This is a genomic window from Anabaenopsis sp. FSS-46, assembly GCF_029891665.1.
In the GTDB taxonomy this organism is placed as follows: domain Bacteria; phylum Cyanobacteriota; class Cyanobacteriia; order Cyanobacteriales; family Nostocaceae; genus Anabaenopsis; species Anabaenopsis arnoldii.
Genome location: NZ_JANQDG010000111.1, coordinates 122,994 through 142,745, shown reverse-complemented (window position 1 = coordinate 142,745; position 19,752 = coordinate 122,994). Strand labels below are relative to the sequence as shown.

General features: G+C 41.1%; 24 protein-coding genes, 1 pseudogene and 1 riboswitch. Of the genes and pseudogenes, 4 read left to right on the top strand and 21 right to left on the bottom strand.

All coding sequences use genetic code 11. The annotated features are described in order from the left end of the window. Window positions 1-43 precede the first annotated feature (43 nt). Entirely contained in the window at window positions 44-1,030 is a 987-nt protein-coding gene (locus NWP21_RS13515; protein ID WP_280793089.1) for a metallophosphoesterase, read from the bottom strand. A gap of 112 nt (window positions 1,031-1,142) precedes the next feature. Here NWP21_RS13515 and NWP21_RS13510 point away from each other — a divergent pair, with 112 nt between their 5' ends. Continuing rightward, on the top strand, window positions 1,143-1,604 hold the full coding sequence (locus NWP21_RS13510; RefSeq protein ID WP_280793088.1) for a hydrogenase maturation protease: 462 nt from the start codon (window positions 1,143-1,145) through the stop codon (window positions 1,602-1,604). Here NWP21_RS13510 and NWP21_RS13505 read toward each other — a convergent pair whose 3' ends face one another. The 4 genes from NWP21_RS13505 to NWP21_RS13490 all read right to left on the bottom strand — a co-directional run bounded on the left by NWP21_RS13505 (window position 1,605) and on the right by NWP21_RS13490 (window position 3,089). Next, window positions 1,605-1,979 carry a hypothetical protein gene (locus NWP21_RS13505; RefSeq protein WP_271731978.1) on the bottom strand — a complete coding sequence of 125 codons (375 nt, stop codon included), beginning with the start codon at window positions 1,977-1,979 and terminating at the stop codon, window positions 1,605-1,607. Window positions 1,980-1,997: 18 nt separating this feature from the next. Then, window positions 1,998-2,132, bottom strand: a complete 135-nt coding sequence (locus NWP21_RS13500; protein ID WP_280793087.1) for a hypothetical protein — start codon at window positions 2,130-2,132, stop codon at window positions 1,998-2,000. 294 nt (window positions 2,133-2,426) lie between these two features. Further along, complete coding sequence (locus NWP21_RS13495) at window positions 2,427-2,744, bottom strand: hypothetical protein (protein ID WP_280793086.1); 318 nt, start codon at window positions 2,742-2,744, stop codon at window positions 2,427-2,429. A gap of 132 nt (window positions 2,745-2,876) precedes the next feature. Next, a complete protein-coding gene (locus NWP21_RS13490; RefSeq protein WP_280793085.1) occupies window positions 2,877-3,089 on the bottom strand; it encodes a hypothetical protein in 213 nt (70 codons plus the stop codon). 260 nt (window positions 3,090-3,349) lie between these two features. Between NWP21_RS13490 and NWP21_RS13485 the strand changes: the two genes are divergently transcribed. Then, on the top strand, window positions 3,350-4,576 hold the full coding sequence (locus NWP21_RS13485; RefSeq protein WP_280793084.1) for an RNA-guided endonuclease TnpB family protein: 1,227 nt from the start codon (window positions 3,350-3,352) through the stop codon (window positions 4,574-4,576). A 112-nt stretch (window positions 4,577-4,688) separates the two neighbouring features. Here the strand turns inward: NWP21_RS13485 and NWP21_RS13480 are convergent, their stop codons facing one another. After that, complete coding sequence (locus tag NWP21_RS13480) at window positions 4,689-5,153, bottom strand: ankyrin repeat domain-containing protein (RefSeq protein WP_280793083.1); 465 nt, start codon at window positions 5,151-5,153, stop codon at window positions 4,689-4,691. A 462-nt stretch (window positions 5,154-5,615) separates the two neighbouring features. Continuing rightward, window positions 5,616-5,812: riboswitch (cobalamin riboswitch) on the top strand. A 21-nt stretch (window positions 5,813-5,833) separates the two neighbouring features. Between NWP21_RS13480 and NWP21_RS13475 the strand changes: the two genes are divergently transcribed. Next, window positions 5,834-6,262: a DUF1636 domain-containing protein gene (locus tag NWP21_RS13475; RefSeq protein WP_271731982.1), complete on the top strand. Its 429-nt coding sequence runs from the start codon at window positions 5,834-5,836 to the stop codon at window positions 6,260-6,262. A 189-nt stretch (window positions 6,263-6,451) separates the two neighbouring features. Here NWP21_RS13475 and NWP21_RS13470 read toward each other — a convergent pair whose 3' ends face one another. From NWP21_RS13470 to nifH, 13 genes and pseudogenes are all read right to left on the bottom strand, one after another. Next, the gene (locus NWP21_RS13470; protein ID WP_200987994.1) at window positions 6,452-6,751 is read right to left on the bottom strand and encodes a 2Fe-2S iron-sulfur cluster-binding protein; all 300 of its coding nucleotides are present in this window, start codon (window positions 6,749-6,751) and stop codon (window positions 6,452-6,454) included. 117 nt (window positions 6,752-6,868) lie between these two features. Further along, window positions 6,869-7,240 carry an iron-sulfur cluster assembly accessory protein gene (locus NWP21_RS13465; protein WP_271731985.1) on the bottom strand — a complete coding sequence of 124 codons (372 nt, stop codon included), beginning with the start codon at window positions 7,238-7,240 and terminating at the stop codon, window positions 6,869-6,871. 53 nt (window positions 7,241-7,293) lie between these two features. Further along, on the bottom strand, window positions 7,294-8,094 hold the full coding sequence (locus NWP21_RS13460; RefSeq protein ID WP_271731986.1) for a HesA/MoeB/ThiF family protein: 801 nt from the start codon (window positions 8,092-8,094) through the stop codon (window positions 7,294-7,296). A 10-nt stretch (window positions 8,095-8,104) separates the two neighbouring features. Next, on the bottom strand, window positions 8,105-8,422 hold the full coding sequence (gene nifW, locus NWP21_RS13455) for a nitrogenase-stabilizing/protective protein NifW (RefSeq protein ID WP_271731987.1): 318 nt from the start codon (window positions 8,420-8,422) through the stop codon (window positions 8,105-8,107). After that, on the bottom strand, window positions 8,419-8,628 hold the full coding sequence (locus NWP21_RS13450) for a CCE_0567 family metalloprotein (RefSeq protein WP_271731988.1): 210 nt from the start codon (window positions 8,626-8,628) through the stop codon (window positions 8,419-8,421). The genes nifW and NWP21_RS13450 overlap by 4 nt, the downstream gene beginning before the upstream one ends. A gap of 245 nt (window positions 8,629-8,873) precedes the next feature. Continuing rightward, window positions 8,874-9,350 (bottom strand): NifX-associated nitrogen fixation protein, encoded by a 477-nt coding sequence (locus NWP21_RS13445; RefSeq protein ID WP_271731989.1) that lies wholly within the window; start codon window positions 9,348-9,350, stop codon window positions 8,874-8,876. A gap of 20 nt (window positions 9,351-9,370) precedes the next feature. Continuing rightward, entirely contained in the window at window positions 9,371-9,760 is a 390-nt protein-coding gene (nifX, locus tag NWP21_RS13440; protein WP_271731992.1) for a nitrogen fixation protein NifX, read from the bottom strand. 70 nt (window positions 9,761-9,830) lie between these two features. Continuing rightward, window positions 9,831-11,159, bottom strand: coding sequence for a nitrogenase iron-molybdenum cofactor biosynthesis protein NifN (gene nifN, locus NWP21_RS13435; RefSeq protein WP_271731993.1), 1,329 nt, complete (start codon window positions 11,157-11,159; stop codon window positions 9,831-9,833). Window positions 11,160-11,293: 134 nt separating this feature from the next. Then, entirely contained in the window at window positions 11,294-12,673 is a 1,380-nt protein-coding gene (gene nifE / locus NWP21_RS13430) for a nitrogenase iron-molybdenum cofactor biosynthesis protein NifE (RefSeq protein WP_271731995.1), read from the bottom strand. A gap of 174 nt (window positions 12,674-12,847) precedes the next feature. Beyond that, entirely contained in the window at window positions 12,848-13,177 is a 330-nt protein-coding gene (locus NWP21_RS13425; RefSeq protein WP_271731997.1) for a Mo-dependent nitrogenase C-terminal domain-containing protein, read from the bottom strand. A gap of 137 nt (window positions 13,178-13,314) precedes the next feature. Beyond that, window positions 13,315-14,850 carry a nitrogenase molybdenum-iron protein subunit beta gene (nifK, locus tag NWP21_RS13420; RefSeq protein WP_271731999.1) on the bottom strand — a complete coding sequence of 512 codons (1,536 nt, stop codon included), beginning with the start codon at window positions 14,848-14,850 and terminating at the stop codon, window positions 13,315-13,317. A 204-nt stretch (window positions 14,851-15,054) separates the two neighbouring features. Next, window positions 15,055-16,557: a nitrogenase molybdenum-iron protein alpha chain gene (gene nifD, locus NWP21_RS13415; RefSeq protein WP_280793082.1), complete on the bottom strand. Its 1,503-nt coding sequence runs from the start codon at window positions 16,555-16,557 to the stop codon at window positions 15,055-15,057. 125 nt (window positions 16,558-16,682) lie between these two features. After that, window positions 16,683-17,144, bottom strand: a pseudogene (gene nifH, locus NWP21_RS13410) (nitrogenase reductase); the annotation flags it as partial. 110 nt (window positions 17,145-17,254) lie between these two features. Between nifH and NWP21_RS13405 the strand changes: the two are divergent. Next, window positions 17,255-18,658 carry an integrase gene (locus NWP21_RS13405; protein ID WP_280793081.1) on the top strand — a complete coding sequence of 468 codons (1,404 nt, stop codon included), beginning with the start codon at window positions 17,255-17,257 and terminating at the stop codon, window positions 18,656-18,658. A 225-nt stretch (window positions 18,659-18,883) separates the two neighbouring features. On the opposite strand, the gene NWP21_RS13400 is transcribed toward NWP21_RS13405, so the two are convergent. Further along, a complete protein-coding gene (locus NWP21_RS13400) occupies window positions 18,884-19,198 on the bottom strand; it encodes a type ISP restriction/modification enzyme (RefSeq protein ID WP_280793080.1) in 315 nt (104 codons plus the stop codon). Between the two features lie 40 nt (window positions 19,199-19,238). Beyond that, window positions 19,239-19,712 (bottom strand): restriction endonuclease, encoded by a 474-nt coding sequence (locus NWP21_RS13395; RefSeq protein WP_280793120.1) that lies wholly within the window; start codon window positions 19,710-19,712, stop codon window positions 19,239-19,241. Window positions 19,713-19,752 lie beyond the last annotated feature (40 nt).

Below are 19,752 nucleotides of genomic sequence, written 5' to 3'. Positions count from 1 at the left end.
GCAAATCTGGAAATCTGAAAATCCTGTCCATCCAGCAACCGGATTATTCCAAAATTTCTTGATTGATTTCAAATAAATTTGGATTACGTGGATCAACAGTTACTCTTAACCAATGAACATTGGGGGAACCAAAAGTCTCAACACGGGTAAAATTGGGGATAATTCTGCCCAATGAATTGTTTAGAGGTTTATCAATACGAAAGTAATGACTATCTCCATGTACCAGCATCACTGGCTTGCTATACTCTTCTAATTCAAGTTTTAAGGCATTAATAAAATCCTTAAAACCATTATTTTCAGCATTGGCAGGTACTCTAAAATCATCGGGGTTAGCATGGATCACAATTACCATACCCAAGTTATTATTACTTTTAGCGATCGCAAATGATTCCCTTAACCAAGCTAAGTTAGCTTCGTTACGTTCGGCATACTCAATATTATTTTCTGCATTGCGTCCCAGGTTATTGTTACTACCAATAACATGAATACCACTAAAGAAAACATCACCATGAGTCCAGTGAACGTTTTCACGAAACTTACTGTAAACAGGGTTATTACTTTGACGGTTGAGTGTAATTTTTCTGCGTCCAAAGCTGACATTTCCAGGTGTAAACATAGAGCGCAATTTTTCTAAGCGCTCAATAGGATCATATCCACCCGCGGCCGGACGATGACAGTCTGTCCACTCATTGTCACCAAATATATAAATTAGAGGATCTCTAAATTGTTGGAATGATTGTAACCTATCTGCAAACAACTCATCTGAGCAAAGACTAGAACCGCTCTTAAAATCCCCATCGTGAATGACAAAACGCACCTGAGATTTATTAATGTCTGTAATCAGCTTTTCATACTCCACTTCTTGCCGATCATCATAAGGGATATCCCCAATTAAAGCAAAGTCGAAGCGTCTGGGACTGTAACCACCACTATCAGACCTTATTTGTGCATTGGAGGGAGAAACCAAACTGACAGAGACACCAAATAAACAAAAGGGTATCAGGGTTGTAAGTACTTGTTTAAATTTCATATCCTGGGGTTTTTGCTCACAAAAAATTTATTTGATGCTAATAGTTTCGGATTAAGATCATCTTAAGTATATATTTAGCAAATATTAAATTTTCCACTCAACTCATACCATTATGCTAACTATTATCGGTTGCGGTAACCTCAACCGCAGTGACGACGCTGTAGGCGTAATTATTGCTCAACGCCTACAACAATATCTAGCCCAAAATCCCCATACCCATGTGCAAGTATATGACTGTGGAACCGCAGGGATGGAAGTAATGTTTCAAGCTAGAGGTAGTCAAGAATTAATAATTATTGATGCTAGTTCTACAGGTTCAGAACCAGGTGCTGTATTTCAAGTCCCCGGACAAGAACTAGAAGCATTACCAGAACCTAGTTATAACTTACATGATTTTCGCTGGGATCATGCTTTAGCAGCTGGGAGGAAAATCTTTAATCAAGACTTTCCCCAACAAGTAACAGTTTACCTTATTGAAGCTGCCAATCTTAATTTAGGACTAGAACTAAGTCCGGTAGTGCAAAATTCTGCTGATTTAGTTTTTCAAGAATTAGTCAGTAAATTGAATCACTAATTACGCCCAATCACGATAAACTGAAAGTTCATCTACCCTCATTTCAAAAGGTACACCCTGACTATCGGGGGGACAAACCCGAATTTTAGCACTGCTGATAATAGAGTGAAGTAATGTTCCCATGGGGACAATTTTTTGTAAAACCCGCCAGTTAGTAACTTGATCCGGACATTCAATTACTAGTGTCATCGCATTAGCGCGGGTTGTGACATACCAGCGACAATTAGAGAGTAGATTTTGAATGGTGCGATCGCACCCGTGATAAAAATACCTACTAATAGAATACTCTAGTTGTTGCCGTAGTATAATATCTGCCGATGTCGGCTGCATAGGATGAGAATCATCACTATCAAAATAGAAATTATTCTTAGCCATCTCTCGTTATGATCCTAGTTATTTGCCAATAGCCATTCCATAGAGAACATCTTGAGTTTCCTCATCATAAAAAGCACCAATTACAGTACAATTAATTCCCAAATAGTTGCTAACTAAATAAATTTTGTTTCCCACAAAACCAGCTAATTGCATAGCTGTTTGATAATTTGTCTATTCAGATACCAAAAACCAAGTTACAGCGCCACCTCTGACAATGAATGGCCTGATTGACGCATTAGTAACCCGTCTGTTCTCTGAAATCACCCGCTTTGAGCAAATGTGTACCTTTATATAATCCAGATAACATCCCCTCTACGCGATAACAGAGTAAATTTCGATTTTCTCAAAATCATCTGTTGGTATTGGTTGTGCGATTTGTCGCCAGAGATATAGATAATCTTCTTGAGAAATAAACTGTTTCCGGAAACGTCTCGCTCAACGTCTATTTCACACAATAGGATAAAACTTATCTCTGTCAAAGTTAAACTGTGGCTGTTGTAATGGCTGTACTGGACTCTGCTGCAAAGCGGTTGCTTGATACCTATATTGAATAAATTGATCAGCTTCAAAATAATGTGTACCCCAGACAAAAGAAACCCGCAGTCCCAAAGCTCTAATTGGCTTGTCTTGGATTTGGACTGAGATTACCCCAGCAGTGATAAGCTCTTTATTTTTCAAGCCTAACAACCTATTGACATCAAGTTTATCAAAGTCAAAAATAAGTTGTATATCTTGGTTATGGAGATCAGCTGATGTTGCAATCACCCCTAAATGATGACCGCTATCCAGAAAGCAATATCTTAGTCTCCTATCCTGATATTTCCAACTAGACCTATAATAAACACAACTAATTTAAAAAAAGCATCACTTGATACTTTTTGCTGGTATAATATGATTTTATACTCCATCATCAATTAATTCATAGGTGAGTGCGAGAGAATTATTGTCAACTTCCAAATGATAGATACCATCCACCATTCCCCACATCCCACGAAGTAGATAAACCTCCCTAGGATATAAAGCCCTTTCCTGGGTAACTGCACTAGTTAGCCAGATAAACGAATGCAGGGGATTATTGAGATTTAATTTCACCCCCCTAAAATTTGGCATAAACTTTAAATTAATGGGGGAGCAAACTGCAACTTAAATTATACCCACATATAGACATTACTACCATTATGTACACATAATAGAGTGCATACAGTGAGGTAACTCTATTATGGACAACAATCAAATGACTATTTCCATGGGCGACACTGCTCAAGAGCTAGGCGTGTCAGTAAAAACGGTTAGACTTTCGCATTATGAAAGGTGATGTAAGTCCTATGGGTATATAATGTTAAAGTTAAGAAAACATTGGAGGTCGAACAATGTTACTCAGTTTTCAAACAGCACTGATACCAAACAACAAACAGGTGTCAGCTTTCCGTAAAGCTTCTGGTACTGCACGACACGCCTATAACTGGGGAAATGCTGCAATCCTAGAAGTTTTGAAACTGCGGGAAACTGATAAATCTGTCAAGATTCCATCTGCAATTGATTTACACAAACGATTAGTTGCACAGGTAAAATCTCAGCATGATTGGTATTACGAAGTTAACAAAAATGTCCCACAAAAAGCTTTAGCCGATTTACGCCAAGCATGGGATAGATGTTTCAGAAAAACATCTAAACAACCCAGATTTAAGAAAAAAGGTCAGCGCGATTCTTTTTATTTAGAGTCTGGGACTAAAGCCAAACCAGGGATTCAAAATGATGGTAAGCGGGTCAAGCTTCCTAGTATTGGCTGGGTGCGATTAGCAGAACCGTTACCAGTTACAGCAATTCATAATTGTGTTATTAGTCGTCAAGCTAACCGCTGGTTTCTTGCTATCAAATATGAGATAGAAAAACCTACCGTTAACGCTAAACGCCCTAGTGTTGGGGTAGATATCGGTATTAAGGAATTAGCTGTAACTAGTACAGGTCAGGTATTTTCTAACCCTAAAGCTTATCGCCGGATGAGTAAGCGCTTAAAGCGTTTACAGCGTCGCGTGAGCAAGAAAGTAAAAGGTTCTAAAAATCGCGCTAAAGCTGTTAAGAAGCTGGCTAAACTGCACGCTAAAGTTGTCAATATCCGTAAAGATTCAATCCATAAATTGACTCACTATCTAGCTAAGAACCACAGCGTTATTAAGATAGAGGATTTACACGTCAAAGCATTTCTCAAAAACCATAAGTTAGCAGGTGCAATTGCTGACTGTGGTATGTATGAATTTAGGCGGCAGTTAGAGTATAAAACGGAGAAATTCTCAAGTCAACTAATCATTGTTGATAGGATGTTTCCCAGTTCTCAGATTTGCTCTAACTGTGGTAATCATAGGCATAAAATGCCACTGAAAAACCGTGTTTATATCTGTCCCGATTGTGGACACACTGAAGACAGAGATTTAAACGCAGCCAAAAATATTGACCGGTGGTTTGAGAATATTTTTATTCCTGAACGGTCAGAAACGGTAAGCTTTACCGGGATTGCTTGCGAAGCGGACAAACCTCTGAGAAGTCATTCTCAGACCGCGATGAAACAAGAAGTTAACGCTAAAATTGCCAGTGGGTAGTTTTGGGTAAGTTTAACCGAGCGGATGAGTGTAAGGATCTACATAATTTGGACTCACCTGTACAGATAAGTAATAATGCTTACTAGCATATCAGTAAAGCCTGTCTAAATTATTAACTTTCGGCGTTTTGAAGTAACCTTAATATCTCCATATTGCTAGCTAAATCTATAGCCATACAATCATCAAAATTCCTTAAATTTAAGTTAGGTTTGTGTTGTATAAGTAACTTAGCCACCCCCGTCTTCCCTGCTGATGCTGCATACATTAAAACAGTTGCACCGTTATCATTTTGGTTATTAATATCAATTTCTGTAGCTAGGAGTAAGCTAATTAGCTCATAATGATTACCACAACAAGCAAACCATAAAGCATTATTGCGATCATAATTTTTGGCATTAATATTCACGCCTAAGTCAATTAGCTCTTTGACTACTGCATATACTCCTTCTCTAGTAGCTTTTATCAAGGCTGTGTCGCCATTTTTACCTTGTCGATTTAAGTTATTGGGATTATAACCATTTGCTATCAGCCATTGCTGGGTAACTTCACTCAATTTTTGCTTTTTGATCTGATTCATAACTAATCCTTGATATCCCTAAACGGACTCATCAATTTGAATAGAGGTTTATAGCGAAGTAGAAAAAGTCCAGAATAAGATTTACGCAGATTATCATGATTTTTTTGTTGCATCTATCTCCGGTCATGCTGAAGTTTTAGCTGCACCCAAGTTCAGAGATAAATCTTGGCAGGGTTTTTTGAGATTTAAGTTCACTAGCAACAATTTAGCTTATTTATATATTATCACTCTGATAAGTTTGAATTATGAATGATTTATAAAGATCCCCATACATCTGTAGAATAATTGGCTGAAGAAAATCTAAAAATGCAGCTAAATTACAAATCTAATAAACTAGATATTTTTTGGTATCGTTTGTATTTAGTCCATGTTGTAGCTTACTTACTGCTACTGATGCCGTAAATGCCTTACAGGATGTCTGAACTTTCTGATTTAATGTGTGATAAATTTGACGAAAATATGCTAAATTACTATATATTCGGTTCTAATATAAATTAACTATTAGAGGTAAGGGGGAAAGTTCGGTGTAAGTCCGGCGCTGTCCCGCAGCTGTAAACCGATTTTAGATTTTTAGTTTGAGATTTAAAACACCAAAAACACCAAATTTAAAATTTAAAATTGCCTAAGTCAGAATACCCGCCGATATAAAAGTAAATTAAGCTACAATCTACGAGGTATAGATGAGAGCAGAACATACAATATTTGTTTGTACAACCTGTGGGAGTAAGTGGGAAGGCGGTAAACGTGTAGGTGAAAGTGGCGGAGAAATACTTCTCAAGCACTTACAAGCACATTATCCCCATTGGGAATTGAACACAGAGTTTAGGATTCAACCGGTAGAATGTATGAGCGCATGCGATCGCTCTTGTGTTGTTTCCTTTGCTTCACATGATAAATATACTTATCTTTTCGGGGATCTGTCTCCTGAGCTATCGCCAGCAGAAGTAGAGGGTATATTCCAGTGTGCTGGTAAATATTATGCACACCCGCAAGGTTTGTTACCCTGGGGTGAACGTCCAGAACCTCTCAAGAAAGGAATTTTAGCTCGTATTCCAGCAGTACCTACGCCCTTACAGATAAATTGTACTGAGGCAAAAATCTGTAATTAAAAAAAAAGATGAAGGATATACTTCATCCTTCATCTTGATTGCAGTTTAGCAGTGGGTGTAGTAGATGAAAAGATAATGAAAGACAGATAAACACAGATAAACACAGATGAATATCAATAAATCTTGAGTTTATCTTGGTGAAAACTGCTGTAAGCAAATATTGCTGATAGTAGCGGTTTAAGCAATATTCTATACAAGATATGCTTCTTGGTGGGTCTTAATTGTGCAATTAGAGCGAGGATAGGTAACGCAAAGTAAAGCGAATCCTTTAGATACTTGCTCGTCATCTAAGAAGTTTTGATCAGATTGATCAATTTCACCTTCTACAACTTTTCCTACACAACTCGAGCAAGAACCTGAGTGACAAGAGAAAGGTAATTCAATACCATTTTCTTCTGCTGCATCCACAATGTTAGTATCTTCATCTACTTCAATTGTGGTGTCCAGTCCTTCTTTTTTGTTGATTAATCTCACTTGGTAGGTAGCCATTTTCCGATTCTCCTCAAAATTTAGACGATCAGATGGATGTCTCGAAGTTTATCTAGTGAACTCTGCGAGTAGCAACGCGGAAGACAGCAGCACATTGATGGGGTTCAATTCCAAGTACTATTTGCAAGGTATCCCCGTAGGTGTGCCATCATCTGTTTTGAAGGATTTTCCGCAACCGCAGGTATCACTTGCATGAGGGTTAGTGAACTTAAAGCCACTTTCCATTACCCCTTCTACAAAGTCGATGATTACCCCTTCTAATAACGGCGCACTTTTGGCATCAACATAAATCAGCACATTCCCCTGCTGAATTACCAAGTCATCTGGTTTTGGTTTGCTGGTGATCTCAAGACCATATTCATAGCCACTGCAACCACCATTTTGCACAGATACACGGATACCTTTTTTAGTCTCGTTATTATCAGAGGCTGAACTTCGTAAAAATGCCCGCAGACGAAATTCTGCTTTTTCTGTTAAGCTAACAGCCATTACCTTTCCTGCCGATTTCTAGTGTGGGGATTTGTGTCAATTATGACTAAAAACTACGTTGTACAATTGCTGGTAGCTTCCATTGATGGGGAGTGACCATATCTCCAAGGCGCAGTGTTACCACATACGGGACAAGCGCGATCGCGCTGAGAACGGCGCTTGGCAAATTCCATGCGATTCAAGTCAATGGTCAGCAATTGCGATAACAGAGGTTGACTAAACCCAGTAATCAGCTTGATGGCTTCCAACGCTGTTAGACAAGCTAGTGTCCCAGAGACAGCGCCGAGAACTGAAAAAGCACGTCTGTCCCATTCCGGCTTTTCTGGAAACAAACAGGATAAACAAGGAGTTACACCTGGAATAATGGTAGTTAAGTAAGCCTCCATCCCGTCCATTGCTGCTTCCACCATCGGTTTACGCCAGCGTACACAAGCTTCATTGAGCAAATTGCGTTCTGTAAAATTGTGCGCGCAATCTAGCGCCATATCAGCCGATTGTACCAACGAGTCTACATTTTCTGGGGTGATGTAATCATGAACTACTTCCACCTGGACATCAGGATTAATTGCTTCCAGAGTTTCTTTAGCCTTGAATACCCTTGGCTTACCTACCCAATCATCAGTCATTAAAATCTGACGATTCATATCATCCAAGCGCAAGTCACCACCCCGGACTAGGATTAGCCGCCCAACGCCCGCTACTGCTAAGTAAAGCGCCGCCGTACCGCCTAATCCCCCCACACCCGTAACCAGAACTGTTGCAGACTTCAGGCGTTTTTGAGCTAGTTCGCCAAAATTTGGGAGCATCATTTGGCGACTATAGCGTTCCAACTCGGTAGGCGTTAGGTTGATCACTTTTTACCTCCTAATCAGAAGTGATTTCTGTCAGCGTAACTACATTCTTGGGCTTCTCATTAAACACCTTGAACAGCTTTTGTTCATGGGGGGTTGATTCCAGGAAAACATCATAAGCTTTTTGCAAAGCCAAAGAATATTGATCAAGTCTTTCTTCTGTACTCAAATCAGGAGCATGATCATCAACTTCCGCCATATATTGCGAAAATTTCTTCAAAATATGTAACCGATTTACATTGACAATTTCTTGGTCGTAGGGCAAATTAAAAAAATTAAAAAATTCCTCCGCATCTACCAGCTTTTTGAATTCATTCATAGTTCCACTCATTGAGAATTCTCCAGAATTTTGAGTTGTTGCTTAAGCTCATCTAGCTGTTGATAGATTTTATAAGTCGCAGCCGCCACATCCATAAGTGTTTTGTAATCTGTGGGCAAACCTTCGGCTAAATCATGCAGATCCATCTTCATTTGACCAGCTTTACTATTCAGGCGCTTAATTTGGTTTTTCAGTTCTGTAATACTTGTTTCGCTCACTAGTACTCCTTATGATCAACACCGCATAAAAATCCCCATAAACACCTTTGTATCTATAGTCATCCTATTTGACTTGAGAAATTATGAGTGAGGAAAGGGAACAGGGAACACACCAAACAGGGAACAGAAATTGTTCATGAATCATTTAGGATTGCTATATTTAGCAGTTTCAGATCCCGGACTTCTTTCATAAACTCCAGACTCTTGAGCATCTACACCAGAAGTCCGGGATCTCCAAAGCTGTTTTAAAGGTTACCTACCTCGGCGAATCTTTTACCTAATTCAATACCTTTCTGCACATAGGCTTCTCCCTCCTGGGCTAATTTTTCTAGGGAGTCAAAACCAAATCTGTGCGCATCACGCAAGGTTTTTTTAGTTAGCAAAAGACGACCAGAAAAAACCAGCGCCCAGCCAAATCCTTCATGACTTAAGTCAAGCACTACCTGAGAAATTAAGCCTGTTTCCTGTTCTACACCAGCCGCTACAGCGCGGAAAAATGCCATAATCCGAGCTTGAGTAATCGGATCAACTTCACCCTCTAGGGAAATTTCCCGTTTCTTCTGTTTCGTAACTACAAAGGGTTTGAGTATTAATTCATCTGACCAGTTACGATAAACGCCATAAGTGTCTTGTCCACGGATTTGCTGGACTAATGTCTTGAGAAAGGGCGAGTTGAAGACTACTGTATCACTGCTTCCGTTCACACTATTATTTGTACTCATACCGTGGCTTAAACTTCAAGTTAATCTGCAAAGTTAGGAGTGGTTTGTCTCAATGCTTTACGTAACCAAGGGGGAGGATTACCTTTGAGGGTTTTTACTAGTTTTGTGAGAACTTCACTAATTTCTTCTGCTTCTGATTTGGCTTTGACTGGGGTAACGCCTTTCTTAATTAAACGGGCTGCGGCACTACCACCAATGGCAGCAACATAAACGATGGTACAATCCACTAAAGCATCAAGTTTAGGGGTGATTTTATCCTCGTTACCATCTTCTTTGAGATCACCCTCAAATTTGAGAGTTTCCAGAAATTGATATCCCTCGTCAGAGATTTCATAAACATCAATTTCTCTAGCCCACCCGAAGTGAGCATTAATATGAACTCGGTCACTGGTGGTAAAGGCAATTTTCATTCTCTTTTTTTTGTGAATTAAGGATCGGGTATTGCGTGTAGGGTATGGGGGATTGAGAAGTAATTGATTCTTAATCCCCATTCCCTAAGTTCCATAAGTGTTTAACTCTCTCTTCTTCAGCCTCTAAAAATAGATTACCAATGCCAAATAACAGCTCTATAGTGCCTCGGTAGCCCACTTTAGTAAAGTATCCATTACCCAAGCGGTCGTAAATGGGAATACCTAGACGATAGAGAGGAACTGAGAGACGTTTCGCGATCGCACCTAGATTAGAATTTCCAATCAATAAATCAGAACCCAGGGCTAATTGCTCAAAATCATCTAAATCGCCGATGGTGACACTTTTTACCGGGAGTTTTTCCAACAGCGGCGATCGCGTCGTAGTCACCGCCCCATGAATTTGACTTCCCATGGATTGCAGAAAGTTAACCATTGACCATAACAAATCCGGTTCTAACGCCAAAGACACTCGCTTGGCACTAAAGTAAAAATGACTATCTAACATCGCATCTTGTAACTGGCGACGTTGACGGCGGTATTTTTCCGGTACGGGATTGCTACTGAGAATAGATAATGCTTGCAGGAACTCATCTACCGGTTCCAATCCCGTCAGTTCACCAAACACCTCGTAGGGGATATTAAACCGATCCTCCAGGATTTTAGCCGCCGGTCGCATACTCTCGCCCAAAGCGATGGTAAAGGCTGAACTACCTACATCTCGTAGTTGTTTTAAGGTAGTACCACTAGCTGTAATAGCAGTATAACCATCTTCTAAATGACCATCAAGAGAAGCCCCCAGGTCAGGAACAAAGATTGGCACTAAACCAAAGGCTGTTACCATCTCTTTAATTTCCTGTATATCCCCCGGTGTAAACGCAGAACCTGCCAAAATAGTAACTTGTTCAGTTCTGATACCACCAGCTTGGGGGATTTCCCTGACTATACTTTCCACAGCCGCCCCAAATCCATCTTGCAACGCCCCCTTAAAGTCTGGGGTAGTAGCATATACAATGGGCAGATAATTTAGGGACTGATGGCGATCGCGGATTTCCTTGAGAAACCGCTCTAGCTCATCTCCTCTAGTTTCCGTCAGTCCTGTACTACATAAACCAATAATTTCGGGACTGACCTTCTCCACCAAAGTGAGAATTGCTTGTTCCACATTCTCCTCACCACCCAAGATAGTAGTAACTTCGGTCATGGCTGTAGTGGCTAGGGGAATAGCTTCCCGAAAATGCCGTACAAGCACAACTTTAGCGAAGGCAGTACAACCTTGGGAACCGTGAAATAAAGGAATCATCCCCTTCAAGCCCAAAAAAGCTAAAGATGCACCTAAAGCTTGGCTTTGTTTCAGGGGATTAACTGTAAGTGGTTTATGAGGAAGATTAACAATCGCCATGGCATTTATACTTATTCGTTGGTCTATTGGAGATCCCGGAGTTCTGGTGTAGATGCTCAAGAGTCTGGAGTTTATGAAACAAGTCTGGGATCTGAAACTGCTAGTCGTTGGTCATGAGCCTACAACCCTTCCCCTCATCTCTCAGACTCTTCCCAAGGGGCGGGTTTACGTATTTGTTCCCAAATAGGGCTATACAGAGCCTCATATAATTCCCGTGCCATCTCCACCATACCCACATAACCAGCATAGGGATGGTGGCGTTCTTGGTTGATATCCAGGAAGGGAATCCGGGCTTTTAACGCCGTGTATTGATTACGACCCCCGGCGATCAACATATCAGCGCCGGTGTCCTTCACCAGCTTTAACAATTCCTTAGCGTTACCCTTCTCCATCATGATGCCATCATTACCAATCAACCTCTTGATCCGGGCTTTATCTTCCTCAGTACTTTTTCTAGTACTAGTAGCAACGACTTCTATACCCAAGTCCTTAGCTGCGGAGATAATCGACCAACTCTTGACACCACCGGTATATAATACAACCCGCTTCCCTTGAAGTCGAGCGCGATAGGGAGCCAAAGCCAAATCAAGAGCTGCAGTTTCTTGGGCAATTAACTTTTCTGTGCGCTCCTGCAAATCAGCATCGCCCAATTGCGCCGCAATATTTCGCAGACAGCGATTCATATCATCAATGCCATAGAAAGACTCTTCAATGTAAGGAATGTTGTAACGTTCCTCCATCTTTCTAGCCATATTCAGCAACGCACGGGAACAGATCATCACATTGAGCTTGGCCCGGTGGGCGTAACGAACCTCGTCATAGCGAGCATCACCCGTTATTTTAGATAAAACACGAATGCCTAACTTTTCCAGCAGTGGTGTGACTCCCCACATTTCCCCGGCAATATTATACTCACCGATCAAGTTAATATCATAAGGTGTAGTTGTTTCCGGTTCTGCCGTACCAACTACATATTCCAGCAAAGCCTCACCACCAAAGCGGTTACCCAGGTTCTTACTACCAATGAACCCCGGAGCAATCACAGGAATCACAGGGGTACCAGTTTTCTCAGCCGCAGCCTTGCAAACAGCATCTATATCATCGCCAATCAAAGCAGTGACACAAGTAGCGTAGACAAAAATGGCTGGGGGATTGTAGCGTTCTTTAAGTTGCAGAATCGCCTGATAGAGCTTCTTTTCACCCCCGAAAATCACATCATTCTCACTCAAATCGGTAGTAAAACCCATCTTGTAGAGTTGGGGACCAGAGGAAAGACTACCACGACTACCCCAAGAATTACCAGCACAGGCAATAGGCCCATGGACCAAATGAGCCGCATCAGTGATTGGCACCAAAGCAATCATTGCACCATCAAAAGCGCAACCTCCTTGAGCCGCACCGGGCTGGGCTTGTTGGGTACAAGACTTATTTTTCTTCTCACCCTGTTTGTGCTGATTGTGTTCACATCCCGACTCACTCAGCAGCTCATTAATTTTGCCTTGGGTAATTTTCATGTCTCTTCTCTTGCTAGATCGACGTGTTAAATAGTAACTAATAGACTGCTTGCAAAACTCCTCTCCCGACCACATTCACACCGGATAAACCATTAATAATAATCTGTGTTCATCTGTGGACTACTTATCATAAAATGTACTTTTGCAAGAGCATTAAAAAATCAATATCACTGCCTAACAAATATACTTGGTGACATCTTCCCCACGTTCATCAGCCAGAAAAGATAAAGCCCGAAAACGCATAGCCACCAACTCATCATATACAGGATTGAGTTTACACAAAGCCGGAATATGGAAAGTCCGACCGAATAAATTAACATTACGCTCAAAGGGACAACAGCAAGGAATGACCTGGCAGATTATATGAGCAAGATGATAATTTCTCACTTCAATCCCATCTATTAAACCACGCAGAGGATTGAAGATTTTCTGAAACCAACCAGACTTTTGATAGTTAGGTGGATGGTAATGATGATCAGAGTGAGTATGATGTATAGTTTCCATAATAGATACCTCCATTAAAGATGTAATTTGCTAGAAAAAGGTAAGTAGCGGCTCTAGGGGCGCTGGGGATGAGTATCACCCTTTTTGCCCCTAGCCCTTACTCCCCTTCCTTACCTTTGATTAGCACTCTGCAATTCTTAGCGAATCAAGTCGTAAGAAATATCTGTTTTAGAAGGAATATTGGTGTTGCGATCGATTTCTTCAAAGATTGTATTGACAATCCAGTTGAGCAAGTTGATCACACCTTGATAACCGATAGTGCTGTAGCGGTGTAAGTGGTGGCGATCCATGATAGGATAACCAATTCTGACGAGGGGAACCTTACAATCACGCCACAGGTACTTACCATAGGAGTTACCAATCAGCAAGTCTACAGGTTCAGTGAACAGTAAAGAACGCATATGCCATAGGTCTTTACCACCCCAGATGGTTGCGCCTTGACCAAAAGGACTAGAATCTAGTAGAGCTTGAAGTTCTTTTTCAAACACATCATTGGAGTTGTGAACCAAGATATGCACAGGTTCAGCACCCATTTCTAACATGAAACCAACTACGCTGTATACCAAGTCTGGCTCACCGTAGATAGCGAAGCGCTTACCGTGTAACCAAGCGTGGGAGTCGGTCATGGCATCAACTGCGCGACCGCGTTCGATTTCCAACTCTTGGGGAATGGGCTTACCGCTCAATTCACTGAGTTTCATCAAGAACTCGTCAGTAGCCTTAATACCCCAAGGACGGGAAACTACAACTTCTTGCTTCCATTCTTTTTCAATGTACTCACGGGTCTTAACTGTGGAGTGCGCTTGCAGAAACACTGTAGCCTTAGCGTTGATGGAGTCTGCGGCATCTTCCAACTTAGTACCACCGGGATACATATCGAATTCACCTGTGTTGGGTGAATCCAGGTAGTCACTGTTATCAGCTAGAATGGTGTAGTCAAAACCGAATAAACCTGCAATACGCTTGATTTCACGGTTGTTACCTACGTAGGTGTCAAAACCTGGGATAAAGTTGATTTTGCCATTGCTGGTAGCTTTCTTCTGACCTGCGGTGAGGTTAGAAAGAATACCCTTCATCATGTTGTCGTAACCAGTGATGTGGGAACCAACAAAGCTAGGTGTGTGAGCATAAGGGACTGGGAAATTCTTAGGAACTGAACCAGCATCCTTAGCGTTGTTGATGAACGCTTGTAAGTCATCACCAATAACCTCAGCCATACAGGTGGTGCAAACAGCAATCATCTTGGGCTTGTAGAGTTGGTAAGAGTTAGCCAACCCATCAATCATGTTCTGCATACCACCGAATACCGCTGCGTCTTCAGTCATGGAAGAAGACACACCAGAGAATGGCTCTTTGTAGTGACGGGTTAAGTGGGTACGGAAGTATGCAACGCAACCTTGAGAACCTTGTACAAAGGGTAAAGTGCCTTCAAAACCCACAGCAGCAAAAATTGCACCTAAAGGTTGGCAACCTTTAGCAGGGTTGATGGTTAATGCTTCACGAGCAAAGTTCTTTTCGCGATATTCCCAACCCTTGGTCCATTCTGCAACCCGTTCGATTTCTTCGGGGCTGTGACCGTTTTCAAATTCCTTCTTGTTTTGGAAGAGTTGTTTGTACTCTGGTTGGTGGAATAACTCAACGTGGTCTTGAATTTTATCTGGATTCTGAGGCATTTGCTGGTTCTCCAAGCTTACATGATTCGTTAGTAATTGGGAAATTTGACCGGAATTTAAGGATGGGGGTGGGAATGTCACTCAAAATTCAGAATGCAAAAATCAAAATTAACTTTTAACTTTTGAATTTTGAACTTTGAATTCCCAACTCCTCCCCTGGGGCTAAGACCCCAGGCCATCCCTATTTATCCTTTTTCCACTGATTTAGGCGGTAGCTTTGGCTTTAGCTTTAGCGTCAGCCTTTTTGCTCCAGGGAGCGCCAATTAGTCCCCAGGTTGGGCTATTGAGTGCCAAATCCATATCGCGAGCGAAGATAGCGAAGCCATCATAACCGTGATAAGGACCGGAGTAATCCCAAGAGTGCATTTGACGGAAAGGTAGACCCATCTTTTGGAAGACGTACTTCTCTTTCACACCAGAAGCAATTAAGTCTGGTTTAAGAGCCTTAACAAACTCCTCAAACTCGTAAGCAGTTACGTCGTCGTAAACGATGGTGCCATTTTCGATGTAGTGAGTGGTACGTTTGTAGTCGTCGTTATGAGCGAACTCATAACCAGTACCAATCATTTTCATACCCAAGTCTTGGAAAGCTGGGACAACGTGGCGAGGACGCAGACCACCAACCATCATGGCGACAGTCTTACCTTCCAAACGGGGGCGATACTTGTTAACGATCGCATCCATGGTAGGCTGATACTTAGCGATCACCTTCTCAGCGTTTTCTTGGATCTTGGAGTCAAACTTAGAGGCAATTTCCCGTAAGGACTCAGCAATCTTGGTAGGACCAAAGAAGTTGTATTCTAACCAGGGAATACCATATTTCTCTTCCATGTGACGGCTGATGTAGTTCATCGAGCGGTAACAGTGGATGAGGTTCATCTTGACGTTGGGGGTCATCAACATTTCGTTGATGGTACCATCACCAGACCACTGAGCAACTACACGCAAGCCGATTTCTTCTAGTAAGATCCGGCTAGCCCAAGCATCACCACCGATGTTGTAGTCACCGATAATGGCTACGTCATAGGGGGTAGATTCAAAGTTAAGTGTACCGTCAGCCTTAGCTTTGTCAGCTCTGGGGAATACCCAGTCACGAATCATGTCGTTAGCGATGTGGTGACCCAAGGACTGGGAAACACCGCGGAAACCTTCGCAACGTACAGGAACAACAGGCTTATCAATCTCTTTTGCTGCTTTTTTCGCTACAGCTTCGATGTCATCCCCAATTAGACCGATGGGACATTCAGACTGAATAGAAACACCACGGTTTAGAGGGAATAATTCTTCCAACTCTTGGATTAATTTCAGTAGTTTTTTGTCACCACCGAAAACGATATCCCGTTCTTGGAAGTCAGAGGTAAAGTGCATAGTACCAAAGGTATCAACACCTGTAGTACCAATGTAGTAGTTACGACGACCAGACCAAGACCAGTAACCGCAACCTACAGGACCGTGGCTGATGTGGATCATGTCCTTAATAGGACCCCAAACCACACCCTTAGAACCTGCATAAGCACAACCACGGGCGGTCATTACACCAGGAAGAGATTTGATGTTAGACTTAACACCGCAATCGCTCTTACCTTCTTCAAATACGTTTAAGTGCTTTTCGCGTTTTTTCTTAGCTTTATCAGGGTAAGCTTCTAGAACTTCTTTAATAAGTTCTTTTCTTTCTTCAACAATCTTGTTGTTTTCTGGAGGTGTCATTTTAGCCTCTCAAGTTAGTAAGGATCTGGGGATAAGGTAGATGGAATTCCCCTAAAGGATAAGGGGAAGGTCAAAGGTAAAAGGTCAGAGATAATTCTTACCTTTTCCTTTTTCCCTGTGTGTTATTACTTAGCGGCTGCTTTATCTGCTGCTAACAGTTTTTCTGCTTCTTCGTCGCTTTCGAGAATACCGAACTCGATCAACAGTGCTTCTAATTCATCCATCTCGATAGGAGTGGGGATGGTGAGGTTTTTGTTGTTGATGATCTTCTTAGCTAATTCACGGTATTCATGAGCTTGATTGCTGTCAGGTGCATACTCGTTAACTGTCATCCGACGCAATTCAGCGTGTTGAACAATGTTGTCGCGGGGTACGAAGTGAATCATCTGGGTGTTCAAACGTGCAGCCAGAGTTTCAATCAATTCGATTTCGCGGTCAACCTTACGGCTGTTACAAATCAAACCACCTAAGCGCACACCGCCGGTGTGAGCATATTTAAGAACACCACGAGCGATGTTGTTAGCAGCATACATCGCCATCATTTCACCGGAGGTAACGATGTAGATTTCTTGTGCTTTACCTTCACGATCAAGAGCGGTAATATTGTCCTTATAGGCTGTAAATGTTCATTTTTAACAATGTTTGCTGTCATCATTGTCAATGATGAACAGTTTTTTTATCAGGGTAAATCTAGGGTATGAACAGAACACAGGAAGCATTTGCCGATTTTCACCAAACAGCCAGGAGCGATGGGGGATATATAGGTAGAATGCAAGCAGTTACAAATCAAGAAAATCACCTGATAGCAAAACTAGAAACGGAATTAAAAGCTGTAAATAATAGACTCAAAGCTGCTAGGGTGAATGTTTCCGTCAGAAAATCTGGTAAGTCACTACAACTGAGAAGCACCCTACCCATTAAACCAGGAGATTTTGACAAAAACGGTATAGGAACAAAGCAATATGATATTTCTTTGGGTATTCCCTTTAATTTTGATGGCTTACGGACTGCAGAAGAAGAAGCCTATGAGCTAGGAAAGTTAATAGCCAGAAAACAGTTTCAATGGACTGAAAAATACTTAGGTAAAACTCGCAATAAAGTTACAAACAAAACCATTGGTGATTTAATTGCAGATTTCGAGGTGAATTATTTTCAAACTAGAAAACGTAACCTGAAAAGTGAAAATACATTTAGTAGCTATTTTTATATTGCTCAAAAACACCTACCCAAGGAGAAATTAGCAATAGATATTAACTTTATTACAGCTGTAAAACTTTGTAATTCTTCAGATAGTGTGAAAAATGAGCTAATTAAAGTTATTCGGGTGCTGTGTAAATCTTCTGGTTTAGAAGTCCCAGAACTGAGTAATTTAAAAATCAAACCGACTGCTCAACGTCAGCGTGATATACCCAGCGATGTAGATATAGAGCAAGAATATCTCAAGTTTGAAACCTACTCAATCAACCGCCCTAGTAAATTACTCACTAGGGAAGATAGGAATAATTGGAAACTATGGCGCTGGGTATACGGAATGTTAGCCACCTATGGATTAAGACCTAGGGAAATTTTTGTTAATCCTGATTTAGATTGGTGGTTATCTTCAGATAATATCATTAATACTTGGCGAGTAAATCAAGAGTGCAAAACCGGTGAAAGGGAAGCTTTACCATTATATCCCCACTGGGTAGAAACCTTTAATTTAAAGACTGACACAGAGGCTATTGAATTATTAAAAGCCAAAATTCACGGTAAAGTTACCAATAAACAAATTAACTCTGCTCGTCATGGTACGGACAGATGGTTTAGATTTGTGGGTATTCCTTTTCAACCTTATGATTTACGCCACGCTTGGGCGATTCGCGCCCATTTAATGGGGATTCCTATTAAAGCTGCTGCTGATAATTTGGGTCATTCGGTAAATATGCACACATCTATTTATCAAAGGTGGTTTAGTTTAGAAAATCGCAAGGTGGCTATTGCACAAGCTATTAATAAAAAGTCGCAGATGGAAGAGTTGCAAGATATGATTTTTCAGTTGCAACAGGAAAATGAACGGTTGAGATTTGAAAATGAACGCTTGCGTTTACGGTTGAATGTTTAGGTTTAACAGGTGTGGTTAATTACAGTATATTTCATCTGAGTAGGTACAAGGGCGGGCAAGATGCCCACCCCACAAAAGTTTTATCACTCATATCTGTATTTCAGATTCATGCAAGGTGCTGTAAATCGTTGGAGAAAATAAATTTTAGGCTGAACTACTCCGCGGATGAATCCGGGGGGTTCCAACTTACTACGTAAGTTTCGTTCTTCTTTTGCTACCTCATGCTTAATCATTTGGTAAGCCTAAATCTGGTAATTCTTCTACAATCTTCACAGTTTCTAAACTAACGGTAATGATTTGTTTAACTAACCTGACTATATACTGCTCATCATCAAGGCGGTTGGGATCATTGGTAATTCCGCTGAGTTTATCTGTCTTAACTTGATATTGGTCTATAATCCAATCCAGGGCGGAACGGTTACCCAGGCGGTAGTTAAAGACTTCTGGGGGTATACCGCTTAAGGTGAGAAAGTCATTATATTTGATTTGGGTTTTATCTTTGGATAGGCGCATTTTTTCCACAAGCCAATAAGAGTTCACAACTTAATAGTAAGCAGCATTGGTTTTTGAAGAAAAAACTTTAATCTTCTTCAAATTCACCGTCGAAATCAGTCAGTGATGCCTCTTCTGTTTCAATTTGATCAATTTCTTCATCAATCATTCCTAGTTCCTTCTTAGCAAATACACGCCGCGCCCGTTTATCTAAGATTTTGATAATGTTAGTTTTATCCCGCTTGATAGATTCAATATCTTCTTTTTGAATTAGCACCATATAGTAACGAGACACTTCCATCATCCGATAGGCATAGTGAAAAGCATCTCTGGTAAACTCCCCAGTAGTTACAATCATAACGACATCAGCCCCAGTTACAAAAGTCATACCGACTTCTTTCGCCAGCACTTCAACATCTACACGCTTGGTATTTTTGCATTGAATTTGCCAACGGTGATAAACAAAGCGGTCTGATGCAGCTAATACATCTACTTCACCTTGGCCTGTTTCATAATCCCTTTTACGCCACTTAGTAAAACGTAGGCTAGTTAGACGAATCATCCAGATAGCAAGCAATTCTAGAGCTTTACCTTTAATATGC

Coding starts and splice junctions, on each gene's coding strand:
- NWP21_RS13515 (WP_280793089.1), bottom strand. CDS start 1,030: ATGAAATTTAAACAAGTACTTACAACCCTGATACCCTTTTGTTTATTT.
- NWP21_RS13510 (WP_280793088.1), top strand. CDS start 1,143: ATGCTAACTATTATCGGTTGCGGTAACCTCAACCGCAGTGACGACGCT.
- NWP21_RS13505 (WP_271731978.1), bottom strand. CDS start 1,979: ATGGCTAAGAATAATTTCTATTTTGATAGTGATGATTCTCATCCTATG.
- NWP21_RS13500 (WP_280793087.1), bottom strand. CDS start 2,132: ATGCAATTAGCTGGTTTTGTGGGAAACAAAATTTATTTAGTTAGCAAC.
- NWP21_RS13490 (WP_280793085.1), bottom strand. CDS start 3,089: ATGCCAAATTTTAGGGGGGTGAAATTAAATCTCAATAATCCCCTGCAT.
- NWP21_RS13485 (WP_280793084.1), top strand. CDS start 3,350: ATGTTACTCAGTTTTCAAACAGCACTGATACCAAACAACAAACAGGTG.
- NWP21_RS13480 (WP_280793083.1), bottom strand. CDS start 5,153: ATGAATCAGATCAAAAAGCAAAAATTGAGTGAAGTTACCCAGCAATGG.
- NWP21_RS13475 (WP_271731982.1), top strand. CDS start 5,834: ATGAGAGCAGAACATACAATATTTGTTTGTACAACCTGTGGGAGTAAG.
- NWP21_RS13470 (WP_200987994.1), bottom strand. CDS start 6,751: ATGGCTACCTACCAAGTGAGATTAATCAACAAAAAAGAAGGACTGGAC.
- NWP21_RS13465 (WP_271731985.1), bottom strand. CDS start 7,240: ATGGCTGTTAGCTTAACAGAAAAAGCAGAATTTCGTCTGCGGGCATTT.
- nifW (WP_271731987.1), bottom strand. CDS start 8,422: ATGAGTGGAACTATGAATGAATTCAAAAAGCTGGTAGATGCGGAGGAA.
- NWP21_RS13445 (WP_271731989.1), bottom strand. CDS start 9,350: ATGAGTACAAATAATAGTGTGAACGGAAGCAGTGATACAGTAGTCTTC.
- nifX (WP_271731992.1), bottom strand. CDS start 9,760: ATGAAAATTGCCTTTACCACCAGTGACCGAGTTCATATTAATGCTCAC.
- nifN (WP_271731993.1), bottom strand. CDS start 11,159: ATGGCGATTGTTAATCTTCCTCATAAACCACTTACAGTTAATCCCCTG.
- nifE (WP_271731995.1), bottom strand. CDS start 12,673: ATGAAAATTACCCAAGGCAAAATTAATGAGCTGCTGAGTGAGTCGGGA.
- NWP21_RS13425 (WP_271731997.1), bottom strand. CDS start 13,177: ATGGAAACTATACATCATACTCACTCTGATCATCATTACCATCCACCT.
- nifK (WP_271731999.1), bottom strand. CDS start 14,850: ATGCCTCAGAATCCAGATAAAATTCAAGACCACGTTGAGTTATTCCAC.
- nifD (WP_280793082.1), bottom strand. CDS start 16,557: ATGACACCTCCAGAAAACAACAAGATTGTTGAAGAAAGAAAAGAACTT.
- NWP21_RS13405 (WP_280793081.1), top strand. CDS start 17,255: ATGAACAGAACACAGGAAGCATTTGCCGATTTTCACCAAACAGCCAGG.
- NWP21_RS13395 (WP_280793120.1), bottom strand. CDS start 19,712: ATGATTCGTCTAACTAGCCTACGTTTTACTAAGTGGCGTAAAAGGGAT.